General features: G+C 66.5%; 14 protein-coding genes. 5 read left to right on the top strand and 9 right to left on the bottom strand.

Features of this window, described 5'->3' with window-relative positions; genetic code table 11:
* Window positions 1-24: 24 nt before the first annotated feature.
* Window positions 25-372, top strand: coding sequence for a universal stress protein (locus VAPA_RS34635; protein WP_329604105.1), 348 nt, complete (start codon window positions 25-27; stop codon window positions 370-372).
* On the opposite strand, the gene VAPA_RS29215 is transcribed toward VAPA_RS34635, so the two are convergent.
* The 4 genes from VAPA_RS29215 to VAPA_RS29200 form a co-directional block, all read right to left on the bottom strand.
* Window positions 294-1,304 carry a hypothetical protein gene (locus tag VAPA_RS29215; RefSeq protein ID WP_021003820.1) on the bottom strand — a complete coding sequence of 337 codons (1,011 nt, stop codon included), beginning with the start codon at window positions 1,302-1,304 and terminating at the stop codon, window positions 294-296. The two genes, VAPA_RS34635 and VAPA_RS29215, sit on opposite strands and share 79 nt — an antisense overlap.
* Window positions 1,297-2,649, bottom strand: a complete 1,353-nt coding sequence (locus tag VAPA_RS29210) for a nicotinate phosphoribosyltransferase (RefSeq protein WP_021003819.1) — start codon at window positions 2,647-2,649, stop codon at window positions 1,297-1,299. The genes VAPA_RS29215 and VAPA_RS29210 overlap by 8 nt, the downstream gene beginning before the upstream one ends.
* 66 nt (window positions 2,650-2,715) lie before the next feature.
* A complete protein-coding gene (locus VAPA_RS29205) occupies window positions 2,716-3,819 on the bottom strand; it encodes a CapA family protein (protein WP_041946675.1) in 1,104 nt (367 codons plus the stop codon).
* Window positions 3,816-4,004, bottom strand: a complete 189-nt coding sequence (locus tag VAPA_RS29200; protein ID WP_041946674.1) for a hypothetical protein — start codon at window positions 4,002-4,004, stop codon at window positions 3,816-3,818. The genes VAPA_RS29205 and VAPA_RS29200 overlap by 4 nt, the downstream gene beginning before the upstream one ends.
* 150 nt (window positions 4,005-4,154) lie before the next feature.
* On the opposite strand from VAPA_RS29200, the gene VAPA_RS29195 reads away from it, so the two are divergent.
* The gene (locus VAPA_RS29195) at window positions 4,155-4,637 is read left to right on the top strand and encodes a CBS domain-containing protein (RefSeq protein ID WP_021003816.1); all 483 of its coding nucleotides are present in this window, start codon (window positions 4,155-4,157) and stop codon (window positions 4,635-4,637) included.
* Between the two features lie 57 nt (window positions 4,638-4,694).
* Here VAPA_RS29195 and VAPA_RS35465 read toward each other — a convergent pair whose 3' ends face one another.
* From VAPA_RS35465 to VAPA_RS29185, 3 genes are read right to left on the bottom strand one after another with little or no spacing between them, the layout of a single operon-like run.
* Entirely contained in the window at window positions 4,695-4,817 is a 123-nt protein-coding gene (locus VAPA_RS35465) for a hypothetical protein (protein WP_268977829.1), read from the bottom strand.
* A 41-nt stretch (window positions 4,818-4,858) separates the two neighbouring features.
* Window positions 4,859-5,404, bottom strand: coding sequence for an HPF/RaiA family ribosome-associated protein (locus VAPA_RS29190; RefSeq protein WP_021003815.1), 546 nt, complete (start codon window positions 5,402-5,404; stop codon window positions 4,859-4,861).
* Entirely contained in the window at window positions 5,401-5,607 is a 207-nt protein-coding gene (locus tag VAPA_RS29185) for a hypothetical protein (protein ID WP_051255420.1), read from the bottom strand. The genes VAPA_RS29190 and VAPA_RS29185 overlap by 4 nt, the downstream gene beginning before the upstream one ends.
* A 121-nt stretch (window positions 5,608-5,728) precedes the next feature.
* On the opposite strand from VAPA_RS29185, the gene VAPA_RS29180 reads away from it, so the two are divergent.
* Entirely contained in the window at window positions 5,729-6,334 is a 606-nt protein-coding gene (locus tag VAPA_RS29180) for a nitroreductase family protein (protein ID WP_041946673.1), read from the top strand.
* Window positions 6,335-6,610: 276 nt separating this feature from the next.
* Here VAPA_RS29180 and VAPA_RS29175 read toward each other — a convergent pair whose 3' ends face one another.
* Together VAPA_RS29175 and VAPA_RS29170 are read right to left on the bottom strand one after the other, a co-directional pair.
* The gene (locus VAPA_RS29175) at window positions 6,611-7,120 is read right to left on the bottom strand and encodes a CBS domain-containing protein (protein WP_021003812.1); all 510 of its coding nucleotides are present in this window, start codon (window positions 7,118-7,120) and stop codon (window positions 6,611-6,613) included.
* 138 nt (window positions 7,121-7,258) lie between these two features.
* Entirely contained in the window at window positions 7,259-8,008 is a 750-nt protein-coding gene (locus VAPA_RS29170) for an ATP-binding protein (protein WP_021003811.1), read from the bottom strand.
* 340 nt (window positions 8,009-8,348) lie between these two features.
* On the opposite strand from VAPA_RS29170, the gene VAPA_RS29160 reads away from it, so the two are divergent.
* Window positions 8,349-9,910, top strand: a protein-coding gene (locus tag VAPA_RS29160) for an IS3 family transposase (protein WP_155248073.1) whose coding sequence is annotated in 2 segments (ribosomal slippage) — window positions 8,349-8,778 and window positions 8,778-9,910 — 1,563 coding nt in all. Because the reading frame shifts where the segments join, the coding sequence is not laid out codon by codon here.
* 1,046 nt (window positions 9,911-10,956) lie between these two features.
* Complete coding sequence (locus VAPA_RS29150) at window positions 10,957-12,945, top strand: erythromycin esterase family protein (protein WP_021003808.1); 1,989 nt, start codon at window positions 10,957-10,959, stop codon at window positions 12,943-12,945.
* The last annotated feature ends 6 nt before the right edge of the window (window positions 12,946-12,951 follow it).

Genomic DNA, 12,951 nt, shown 5'->3' with positions numbered 1-12,951 from the left:
TGCCTTCTTGAGATAGCGCAAGGAATGCCAGTCCGGCGCACCGGGCGGTCGGATCTGCACGGCGACCTCTCCGCCATTGGGCCAGATCAACGAGCACCGTGCCGCACGGCCGCGCCTTCCAGTACCTCAAGTGCTCAAACAATGCCGAAGGAGCATGGCGTGGACCAGCGGATCCTCGTGCCTTGCGATGGCGGCCCGACCTCGCGGCGCAGCCTGCAGGAGGCGATCGGCATTGCAAGGCTGGCCCACGGACGCCTGTGCCTCGTGCATGTGATCGACGAGTTGGCGCGGGCCTATGCCGGGGCCATGCGCTGCGCAGCGAGCGCCAGGTACTCGCGCGCGCGCCGCGGCCATTTCGGGTCGTCGCGGTAACACGCCTCCCGGAGGTGCCGGATGGCAATGTTCGCCCGAACGCAGGCACGGAACGCCTGGTAGAAATCCACGAGCGCCGGGTCCGGCACATCGCCCGTGGACTCCGCGAACGCGTCGAACAGGGCGCGGCCGAGCTGCGGCGCGCCGAGCCGCTCGCACTCGAGCGCGAGGAAGCCCAGTTCGTCCGCGACATCGAGGGTGCGCAGTTCCGCCGAGAATTCCAGGCAGTCGATGATCGCAAGGGGCTCGCCGAGCCATACGTGCTCGGGTCGCAGGTCCCCATGCCCTTCCACGACCCGGCCGGCCCGCACGCGCGCTTCCAGGACCTCCCGGCAATCGGTCAGCGCCGCCCGCAGCCGGCTGCAGACCGCTGTCACGTCGTCGGCGGGCAAGGCCCAGGCCGGCTTGCACAGCGCCCCCTCGAACGTGTCGATGTCGCGGCGCAGCCGGGCCATCAGCCGATGGTGATCGCCCATGGCGGGCGACAGGCCGCGGTAGAACGCGGCCAGGTGTGCGGCAACCCGGCGCATGTGGGCCGGCGTCGCGCTCCCCGCCTCGATCAGCCGGTCGAGCGTCAGCTGCGCGGGCAGCCGGCGCATCCAGACCAGCCAGTCCACCACTTCACCATCGCGCCCGATCCGCAGCCGGCCCTGCCCATCCTGGCGCAAGGCCACGACGTCGAGGTAGACCGATGGCGCGAGCCTTCGGTTGAGCCGCAGCTCCTCGAAGCAGAAGAAGCGCCGCATTTCGACCCGGCGGCAATCCAGCCCGTCGTAGCGCGCGGGCTTCTTCAGCTTGTAGACGAACTGGCCGGTGAGAAAAACCCACGACATGTGGGTTTCGATCACATCGACCGGCTGCGCGGGGCCCGGATAGGCGCCCGGCTCGCGCAGGGCAGCCACTTTGGCCTCGACGGGCACGCGCTCAGGCATGCCCGGTCCGCACGGCGGCACCCGTGCGTGCATCGACCTGGCGGGCCAGCGTCGCCAGTGCCGGCGACACGGCGACGGCGAAAGGCTCGGCCGCTTCCAGCTCGCGCAGCCGCGCCGGCAGGGCCGCCAGCTGCCAGCGGGCATGCTCCCGGCTGCCATCCAGCCCCGGCGAGGCGATCCCGCGCCGGCCGCCCGCCACGACGAATTCGAGCAACGGCTTGCCGGCGCCGCGCTCGTCATGCAGGCCCAGGGTGTCGCCGGCCATGGCACCGTCCGCGCCGAAGTGCCTGAACACCTGCTTGCAGCCCGGCCAGGTGGCCTTGCCCTCGGAGCGCTTGCGCCGGGGCAGGCCCGCATACTCCACCAGCTTGTACGCGCAATCGAGGTACGGGGCGTCAGCGGATGTGTTCATGCGCGTGCCGATGCCGAAACCCTCGATCGGCGCGCCCGACCGCAGCAGGTCGCGCACCTGGTGCTCGTCCAGGCCGCCGCTCGCGAAGATCCCGACGTCCTCCAGACCGCCCGCGTCGAGGATGCCCCGCACCCGCCGCGCATGTTCGCCCAGGTCACCGCTGTCGATGCGAACGGCCTTGATCCGGATGCCGTCCGCGGCAAGCCGGGCGGCCAGCGCGACCACCTTGCGGGCGGCCGCCTCGGTGTCATATGTGTCGATCAGCAACGTGGTGCCGCCCGGCTGGGACCGCGCGAAATGCTCGAACGCCTGCGCTTCGTCGTCGTGGGCCTGCACGTATGAATGCGCCATGGTGCCGTACACGGGAATGCCGTGCTCCATGCCCGCCTGCACGGTGGCAGTGCCCGAGAACCCCGCCAGGTAGCTGGCGCGCGCCGACAGCAGCGCGGCTTCGCTGGCGTGGGCGCGGCGCAACCCGAAATCCACCAGCACCTTGCCGGGCGCGGCGAGCACGCAGCGCGCTGCCTTGCTGGCCACCAGGGTTTCGTAATGCAGCAGGTTGATGATCCGGCTCTCCACCAGCTGCGCTTCGCGTATCGGCGCCGTGACGCGCAGGATGGGCTCGTCGGCGAAGAACACCGTGCCCTCGGGCATCGCCCACACGTCGCCGGTGAAGCGCAGGTCCTCGAGCGAACGCAGAAACGCGGTGCCGAACCGGCCGGTCGCCGCCAGCCAGCGGATCTCCCTCTCCTCGAAACGCAGGCCCTGCAGGTAGGCGAGCACCTCTTCCAGCCCGGCCGCCATCAGGAAGTTGCGCTGCGCCGGCAGCTTGCGCACGAAGAACTCGAAGCTCGCGGGCGCGTTCATGCCGCCGTCGTGATAGGCCTGCAGCATGGTCAGCTGATACAGATCCGTGAGCAACGCGCCGCGCATGTTGCCACTCTAGGCCGGCCAGCCGGCCCCTTCTTGACATGCGTCAACCGGGCGGCGCTGCCGGCGCTACCAAGCCAGGGCGAGCAGCCCCTGGCCGTCTGGCGCCACGCTCGTTCGCAACCCGCGGCCCTCGCGGTTGAGCACGGTGCGCAGCCACTGCGTGCCTTCCGCGGGCGCACGCTCGAGCCGGAAGCGCCGCATCCGCATCGGCGCCATGCGCAGCGCGCGCAAGGCGCCGCTCGCCGTGTCCACTTCCGGGAAGTACATCAGCGACAGGTCGCCGCGGTACTCGCCGTGGCCCGAGATGCCCTCGTAGTCGTTGATGAGGTCGCCGCAGCCGTAGAGGATGAGCTTGCCGCCCCGCACTTCGATGCCCTTGACGTGGTGCGAGGAGTGTCCCCAGACGACGTCCGCGCCGCCCGCATCGATCAGCCGGTGCGCGAACGTGCGTTCCTCGCCCGGGATGCCGAAGCCCCAGTTGCCGCCCCAGTGCAGCGACACCACCACCGCGTCACCTGCCCGCCGATGCAGCGCCGTCTGCGCAGCCACTGCATCCGCCGTGCGAAGGCCGAGCCGGTCGATGAAGTTCACGCCGCCGCGGCTCGCGCCCGCGGCCCAGCCCTCGGGCGTGCCGCTGTCCGGCGTGGCAAAGGCGAACACCAGCACCCGCCGCCCGGCGCCGATCTCCATCACGGCCGGCTGCGCCGCTTCCGTCAGGTCGCGGCCGGCGCCGGCCGTGCGAAGCTGCGCCGCGTGCAGCGTCGCCAGCGTCTCGCCGAGGCCGGCCTGCCCCCAATCGAGCACATGGTTGTTGGCCAGCACGCAGCAATCGATGCCCGCAGCGGTGAGGCAAGCCACATGGGCTGGGTTCATCCGGTAATGGATGCCCTTGCCGAGCTGTGCATCCTCGCTCGTGGTCACCGCTGTCTCGAGGTTCACCATTCGCACCTCGGGGCGCTGATCGCGCAGCACGTCCAGGCCGTCGCCCCAGGGGTAGGCGGCGTCCCGCCGCCGCCCGATCGGGCCCGACTCCCGCTCCGCCAGCTCGACGTACCCGACGGCCGAGCGCATCCAGTGCTCGAAGAGGTGCGGCTCGCACGGCGTCGGCAGCACCTGGTCGATTCCGCGGCCCGTCATCACGTCGCCGCAGAGGAACAGGCGAACGCTCATGGCGGCGGCGGGCGCGCGGCGCCGCGCCCGGGCCTGTATCTCGCCCGCCGGTCCCTGCGCGCGTCGAGCTGCAAACGCTTCTCTTCCTCGTGCGGGATGGCGAGCACCTGCGGGTTGCAGCCGCGCCAGCCCTGCAGGGCCTTGGACAGGCGTGTGGCGGCGTCGAGGCGGTCGGCAAACATCATGGCAGCGTCCTTGCGAGTGGGGCGCAGCCTCATTCTTCGCCGATTGCGCGAGGCCAAGTTGCGTTGGCTCAACCCATGCCCAGATGGTCCGTGCCATTGTTGACCATGCTCGCCTCGTGCGCGCCTCGAATCTGCCTCGAAGGGGTCGACATGAAACCAAACGCAAATTTCAGGACGCCGCTGAACGCCGGCGACATCTGCACCCGCATCGTCACCATCGCCTTTCCCGACATGGGCCTGAACGAGGCGGCCCGCCTCATGCGTGAGCGCCACGTCGGCTGCCTCGTCGTCGTGGAGGAACGCACGCCGGAGGATCGCGTGGTCGTCGGCATGCTGACGGACCGCGACATCGCCATGCGCGTCGTGGCCGCCGACCGCGACCCGCACGGCATGCAAGTGGGCGACGTGATGAGCAAGGGTGTGGTCAACGCGCGCGAGGAAGACTCGCTCGCCGACCTGCTCCTGGCGATGCGCCGCAAGGGTGTTCGCCGCCTGCCGGTCGTTTCGCCGCAGGGCTCGCTGATCGGCCTGGTGGCGCTCGACGACGTGCTGGACGTGCTGGCGCAAGAGATGAAGGCCGTCGCCGAGGCAGTGGCCGCGGCCGGACGCCACGAGCAAACGGCGCGGCCGTAAGAGGCGCCGAGCAGCCCCTCGCCCTGCGATCGCTGGTGGAAGGCACGCCGATGAGGTTCATGCTGCAAGCCTGCCGATCGCCCGTCCTTCGGCCGGCAGGCCCTGCGCCAGCAGGTCGACCACCAGATTGCGGTCGGTCACGACGCCGATGGCGCGGCCGGGTACTTCCGGGTCCGTCACGACGAGCGCGCCTGCGCCGCATCGCTTGTCAAGGGCCGTCGTCAGGCGGCGTGGCGCTTGCCGACGCTGACGCGCTTTGCCTGCCGACCCTCGGCGGCCACCTCGGGAACGAACTGCACATGGTCGCCCGGCGCCAGGTGCTCGAACGGTGCGCCTGCCATGTTTTCGGGACCGAACCAGTACTCGTCCCCTTCGGCGGTGCGAATGAAGCCGCAGTGGCCGTCGTCCGCGAAACGCACGACCTCCCCATGCAGGGTGGACGCGTGCAGCTTTTCCTCCCCTCGCACGCGCCGCACAGAGTCCTGGAGCTGGCGCGTCATGTCGTCGAAGGCCTCGCGCAAAGCGACGTAGACGTCTTCGTCATGCACGCGATCCACCCTTAGTTCGTGGTCCGGCACCGTCACGTCCACACGCACGGCGAAAGGCCGCCCCTGATGCCGGTGCTTCTCCGCCAACTCGATGGTGACCCGGCACGCCATGATGTCGGGACGGAACCGGTCGAGCTTGCCGGCCTTCTCGCGGGCGGCGGATTCGACGGCGTCCGAAGATTCCATCCCGATGAAGCGGATCTCAAGTGGCTGTTTCATGACTGTTCTTTCTCCTTGCGCCTCGCGGCCGCATGTCTCACGATTTGCGTCGCGCGCGATTGCAGCCGCGAATCCTCGAAACGCATTTGAACCTGCCAGTAGGCCGGCAACAGGGTCAACGGGTACAGATCAGCCAACAACGGGTTGCCATCCGCGCTGTTGGATGCTCGGCCAGTGTCGCCGTGTCGGTCGATGAGATGCACGATGTGCCTCCTGCAATGGAGCCACTGTGCGATTGGATGCGGCGCCCGCAGTTGCGCTAGCTCAAGCCGGCTGCCGATGGGATGCCGCATCGTTCAGGTATCTGCCCACCGGGAGATTCCGATGTCGCCCCTGCCCCTCAATCTCGATTCCGACCTGCTCACGCTGCCGACGCCCCGGCTTCAACCTGCGACTGTGGAAGTGGCTTTACAGCGACGCCGCAGCACGCGCACTTTTCTGCCGGATCCTTTGTCGCTGGATGAAGTGTCTGCAGTGCTGTGGGCGGCATTCGGCGTGAACCGGACGGAAACCGGCGGTCGAACCGCCCCATCGGCACACGGATGGCAGGAAATACTGGTGTATGCAGTGATGGCCGAAGGCACCTGGCGCTACGACGCGCAAGCTCATCGGTTGGAACTCGTGAAAGTCGGCGACTTGCGGGCAGCCACCGGATTGCAGGAGTTTGCGGGCTCGGCCCCCCTGAACCTGGTGTACGTGGCCGACTTCGAACGCATGCACGATGTGCGCGAGGAGGACCGCGTCTTCCTCGCGGGCGTTGATTCGGGCTGCATTGTCGAGAACGTCTATCTCTACTGCGCAGGCGCCGGCCTGGCGACGGTCGTGCGCGCCCTGATCGACCGTCGAAGCCTTGCGCAGGCGCTCAATCTGAAGCCGATGCAGCGCATTGCCCTGGCACAGAGCATTGGCCGGACGGGGCTCATCCAATGAGCCTTTGGCCGCAAGCGACTCGTTCGGCCCCGTTGGTCTGCGGGGATGCGTGGGCAAGTGCCCAGGAGAGTCCCGCAAAGTGGCCATTGCAGGTATTCAGTCCCGGTAGCATTTGCGCGTGCATCGCGGTCCGAAGCTGCGGCGCAATTCCACTTTTCCCCTGACGCAGTACGCGCCGACCACGCGGTTCAGCACGTCGTCGCCGCAGGCACTGCGCGGATCGCATCCGCGCACGTCTCGGATTCTGGCGAACTCAGCACATCGGCACAGGTGCCGTCATTGCGATGCCACGGTGCCAAAGAAAGGGTACGTCACGCGCGGCCGCGACGCTCCGGTAAACACGCCACGCTCGGACGTCTCGCGCGAGATGTTGCGGCGCAATGCCTGCGCGAGCTTCGCCAAGTCTTCCGCCATCGCTACGAGCAGGTCATCGGCGGACACGATGCCCACCACGCCGCCGTCATCGTCGACGACGAGCAGTCGCCGCACGCCTGCGCTCTCCATTGCTTCGGCGGCTTCCCGCAAGCCGGCGCTGGACGGCACTGCCAACGGGCGGCCACGCACGAGTTCGCCCACCGGCTGGTCAGGTTGAGGCTGGTCGTGGCCCAGGCCGTCGAGTGCAAGGTCACGGTCCGTCACGATTCCGACCACCTTCGACGGGGTGTCGTTCGTCACGACGACCAGCGAACCCACATGCTGCTCGCACATCAGGGCGGCCGCCTCGCGCAAGCCGGCGTTCGCGGAAATGCCGACGACCTCGCGTCGGCAGAGTGACTTGATGTTCATGGTTGCTCTCCAGAATAGCCACGCCAGAACAGCGTGGCCTGTAGAAAGTCTGGCGCACGAATGCAGGCCCTCTCTTGACTTGCATCAAGCCGAACTCAGCCTCTCACACCAACCCGCACGAAGGCATGGCGATGAATATCAACTCGCTTGAGCATTGCATGTGATCTTCCGATCGCGCGGCGCAACGGATTCGCCGTGGCGTCTGCCCTCGCGATCAGTGGCGAGCGCGGCAACTGTGGGCAAGAACATGCGAATCGTTGTCCCCAGTCCCACGGCGCTGGAAATGCTCATCTGGCCGCCCGACTGGGCCGCAAAGCCCGCGACCGCCGAAAGGCCCATCCCAGAAAAGGGGGAGCACTCCTTGGTCGTGAAGAATGGGCTTGCGGCTTGTTTGGCAACGTCAGGGCTCATGCCGATGCCGCTGTCAATGACATCAAGATTCAGAAACCGGTTGTCGTGCCGATCGAGGGCGCCCCGCAGCATCAGTCGGCCGCCATGAGGCATGGCTGATTGCGCGTTCCCTACGATCTGCACAAGGGCTTCCTCGAGTGCAGCAGCATCAACGAAAAGTGCCGGGCCGTCTCTTTCAACATCCACCGTGACCGTGATGCGACGATCGAGGGTATGCCACAGGACATTGGCGAAAGAGCGGAGGAACGGCAGAATCTCGAGCGAGCGAGGGGAGAGCTTCTGACACTGTGCATAGGCAACCAGGGCCGCAGCCAATGCATCGCCCCTGCGCATGACTTGCGCTTGCAATCTGAATGTCTCCGATCCCGGATCGCCGCAGCCAGCAAAGAGTGTTTGCATGGGCTCGAGCAACTTCTTCAGGGCTGCCGAGGTGCCAACTGCGACGGCAAATGCGGGATCCACAGGCTGCGTTGCCATCAGTTGTCCTCTTTCCGAAATCGGTTCGCAAATGCTATTCGCGATGGCCGAATCGTGATGTAGGCGAGGACTCTTTTCAGTGGCGCCAGATTGAAAGAAAAGTTACCAAAAACATGGCTTTGATGTTCGTCAAAGGCCCACAGCCAGACCTCGCTTCAATCCCGCTCCTCCCCGGGCCCGCGACTTCGCAGACAACACCCCGCCCTCGCGGATCTTTGGAATTGCGCAAACCGTGGTGGGTCGACCCCGAGAAGTGCCAGGCACCTTGAGTGCCCCCCGCGTCACAATAGTTGTCGCCTCCTTAGACCCAAGAACCCGGGGGCGGCGATGAAGGATGAGAGTGGCTCGATACGGACAAGCATTCAAGGACCGGGCGGTAGCAAGGTTGCTGCCGCCGGAGAGTTCGGCGCTGGAGGTAGTGGCGCGCGAGGTTGGCATTGGAGTGCAGACACTGGAGCGTTGGCGCGAGGATGCGCAGTCCATGCCCGCCCGAGGGCGGGCATGGACTGCGCGCGCGCGGCTTGAGGCGGTGATCACGACGGCGGCGATGCCCGAGGCGGCCAAGAGCGCCTGGTGCCGCGAGCACGGGGTATACCCAGCCGATCTGGACAAGTGGCGATCGAGCGCCACTGCCGCGCTGGCACAGCCTGAAGAGGCCCGTGCCAGCCCGCAGGCCACGCGGGCCGACCGCAAACGCATCAAGGAGCTCGAGCGCGACCTGCTGCGCAAGGACCGGGCGCTGGCCGAGACCGCAGCCCTGTTGGTACTCTCAAAAAATCTCGAGGCGATCTTCCACAAGGGAGGGGACGAATGATCGGCCTCGAAGATCGCCGGATCGTGGCCCAGAACATCTCCAAGGCTCACACCGCCGGCGCGCGGCTGCGCCTGGCCTGCGAGAGCGCCGGCATCGACGTGCGCACCCTGCAGCGTTGGCAGGCTCATGAAGGCCTCACCGCGGGCGATGGCAGGCCGCAGGCCGTGCGCCCCATACCCGGCCATGCCCTGAGCCAGGAAGAGCGCGCACAGCTGCTGGCGGTGGCCAATGAGCCGCGGTTCGCTGCCGTGCCGCCGGCGCGCATCGTGCCCATGCTGGCCGATGAGGGTGTGTACTTGGCCAGCGAGTCCAGCTTCAGTCGCGTCCTGCGCGCGCACGGGCAGAGCGCCCATCGCGGTCGTGCCAAGGCGCCCAGGGTCGTGCGCCCTCCCACGACGCACATCGCCGAGACACCGCGACAAGTCTGGTGCTGGGACATGACGTACCTGCCCGCGCAGGTGCTCGGGCGCTGGTTCCATCTCTACCTGATCCTGGACCTGTACAGCCGCAAGATCGTGGGCTGGGAGGTTCACGACACGGACGACTCCGACCATGCCGTGCACCTGGTGCGCCGCACGGCGCTGGCCGAGGGCATCGCCACCCTGGACACCAAGCCGGTGCTGCATGGCGACAACGGCTCCACATTGAAGGCCACGACAGTGCTGGCGATGCTCAACTGGCTGGGCGTGAAGCCGTCGTACTCCAGGCCTCGCGTGAGCGACGACAACGCCTATGCGGAAGCATTGTTCAGAACGGCCAAGTACCGCCCGGAGTTCCCCGCCAGGGGCTTCGCCGACCTGGACCACGCGCGCTCCTGGGCGGCCGGCTTCGTGCGTTGGTACAACCATGACCATCGACACAGCGGCATTCGCTACGTCAGCCCTGCGCAACGCCACAACGGCGACGATCAAGCCATCCTCGCTGCTCGCCACGCGCTGTACACCCGTGCACGCGCGCTCAACCCAGCACGATGGTCAGGGCCTACACGCAACTGGTCGCCCATCGGCGCAGTGACTCTCAACCCCGAACGTGACTGCATCGTTCAGGCACATGCGAGGAACCCCAACATACAGCCGCTGGCTGCATGAAAGAGGCGACAACTACCTTGACGCGCGCCGATTGCAAGCCCGTACGGGCGATTCGCCGGACGATCCTCGAGACTCTGCTTCGGCGAGACGCTTAAAAAGACCACATTGCTGCGACGATCACGACGAGTGCGACAACCGCACAAGAGACGATCCGGGAGCTAACGAGTGATTTCGCGCTGTCGAACAGGCTTTGCATCCGAGGGAACCGACCCCGAGCTGCCGCGCACTGGATCATGTGCGCCCGGAGGCAGGAGAAATCGCTTTCGACGAAACTGCCGATCTCGGGCTTGCTCGGTCGCTGGGGAGCCATCGTCTCAATCCGCCATTTTGCAACGCAAATCCTTCGATCCTTAAAGTCACGGCTTCTGGTGGGCGGCCTTTGACGCGTTCTTCACGGCTTCTTTCAAATCACCGACTGCCTTTTGCGCTGAACCCACCGCCTTGCGAAACTGTTCTTGTAACGGTCGTCCCATGGGAGTCGCTTGATGTGGATCAATATCGCGAACGGCTACCGTGTGATATGCGTCACCAGGAAAGGGGCGCTGGCAAGATGACCTTGCCTCCCGGGCTTCATTGACGATCAATGGTCGGACTCAAGCCTCGAGGCCTCAGCACCACAGGGTTGTTGACGGCGGCGGTCGTCGCTTTCGACGCCCGGTATGTTGGTAGCGGGCAAGATGCGCGCCACTGCGCCACGCCCAACCGAATCAAGCCATGTCGGCCGCAGGTGGCGCAGCGGCAGTTTTGCAGTGCCAAGGAAGATCTTGATCCGCTTTTCGTTGTACGCCGGCTGGGGCGTTCCGAGCGGCCATCTCGTGTTTCTGGCCATGCTTGCGATTCGACCGAGAGGCTTGTTCGCACGGCGTGCATGAACACGTCGTCCATCCATACGTCTCACCGCAAGGGACGGACTGTTTCCAAAGAGAAGCGGTGCCGGCCGTCCGGCGTGTCGTCGCATCGGGCGCCATGCTGGGCACTTGAGCCAGCGCAACCCGGCTTTCGGAGTCGGAGTTCAAACTGGCGTCCAAACAGCAGGAGGCAGCATCTTGTTGCACATCGATTTCGAACGGCTTCGTGCCGCCATGGTGGAAGACCAGATTGAAGGCCGGGGGGTGCACGCTCCCGACGTGCTCGAGGCCATGCGTGCGGTGCCTCGCGAGGTTTTCCTGCCGGAGTCGCTGCAGGAGTTCGCCTACGAGGACACGGCCCTGAAGATCGACGAGGAGCGAACCCTCCCTCAACCCTATCTCGTCGCCCTCATGGCCGAGGCGCTGTCGATCGGGGCGCATGCGAGGGTCCTCGAGGTCGGCACCGGTTCGGGTTACGCGACCGCCGTGCTCTGCCGACTCGCCGCAAAAGTCTACAGCGTCGAATCGAACGCCGCCTTGGCGACGAAGGCGGCAGCCATCCTGCACAGCCTGCGATGCCACCATGTGCAGATCGTGCATGGCGACGCCAATCAGGGTCTGCCGGCGCATGGGCCTTTCGATGCGATCTTCGTGAACCCCGGCGGGGCGGAGTTCATGGGAGCGCTGAAACCCCAACTCGCGACAGGTGGACGCATGGTGGTATCGGCAGGCACCGATCCGGCCGTCCGGGAACTGGTTCGCGTGACGCGCACGGGACCCGACGACTACACGGTCGAGGACATGGCGGATGTCCGGGTCGCGCCCCTGGATGTGGATGCCGAGCGGCTTCGCGCACGCCAGGAAGGACTACCCCGGGCCGGCTCGGCGGACGCGCTGCTGGCACAGGCCATCGCCGGCGCTTGCGAGCGGTTCGAATCCGTCGACTCCGCGGATCTGGCGCCCCTGCTCGACCGCATCGGCGACGCCCGCATCGTGTTGCTTGGCGAGGCAACCCACGGGACCTCGGAGTTCTATCGGATGCGCGAGCGCATTTCGCGCGAACTCATCGAGCGCAAGGGCTTCGACTTCATCGCCATCGAAGCCGACTGGCCCGACGCGTCCCGCATCGACCGCTATGTGCGCCACGCCGGCCACCGTCCTTCGCGATGGTCCGCCTTCGCTCGTTTCCCGGTGTGGATGTGGCGCAACCAGGAGGTCCGCCAATTTGTCGACTGGCTTCGCGCTCACAATGCCGGGATCGCCGACCGTGACAGGGTCGCGTTCCATGGGCTCGACCTCTACAGCCTCTACAACTCGATCCATTCGGTCGTCGGCTATCTGGAGGATGTCGATCCTCCCACGGCGGGAATCGCCCGGCGACGCTATGGATGCCTGACGCCCTGGCAGTCGGACCCCTCCAGCTACGGCTACGCGGCGCTCAATGACCGATATCGCAGTTGCGAGCGGGACGTGGTCTCGATGCTGGGCGACCTGTTGCTCAGCGAGCAGCGCTACGCCGCACAGGACGGCGAACGCTTTCTCGACGCCGTGCAGAACGCCCGCCTCGTTGCCAATGCGGAGCGCTATTACCGAACCATGTACTACGGCTCGCGCGCCTCCTGGAACTTGCGCGACAGCCACATGTTCGAGACTCTGCAGGACCTGCTGGACTTTCACGGACCGCAAAGCAAGGCCATCGTCTGGGCGCACAACTCGCATGTCGGCGATTCGAGGGCCACCGAAATGTCGCGTCGCGGCGAACACAACATCGGGCAGTTGTGCCGGGTGGCGTTCGGCCCCGGCGCCTACCTGATCGGATTTGGCACGCACACCGGCTGCGTCGCGGCGGCATCGGACTGGGACGGACCGATGGAGGTCAAGCCGCTGCGCGCATCGATGGCCGGGAGCTACGAGCGGCTTTGCCACGAGTCGAATGTCGCGAACTTCATCCTGCCGCTGCGAAACCAGGCCTCCGGGCACTTGATGGCGGGCCTGTCGCAGCCGCGACTGGAGCGCGCGGTCGGCGTGATCTACCGGCCGGAAACCGAGTTGCAGAGCCACTACTTCCAGGCCGTGCTCACACGGCAGTTCGACGAGTACATCTGGCTGGACCAGACACGCGCCGTCACACCCCTCGGAACCGAAACGATCGAGGGCCTGCCGGACACCTATCCCTTCGGGTTGTGATCGAGG

Origin of the sequence: Variovorax paradoxus B4 (assembly GCF_000463015.1) — a bacterium.
GTDB classification, from domain to species: Bacteria; Pseudomonadota; Gammaproteobacteria; order Burkholderiales; family Burkholderiaceae_C; genus Variovorax; species Variovorax paradoxus_E.
Note: the sequence above shows the minus strand (reverse complement) of the source record. Positions and strands in the feature narration are given on the sequence as shown.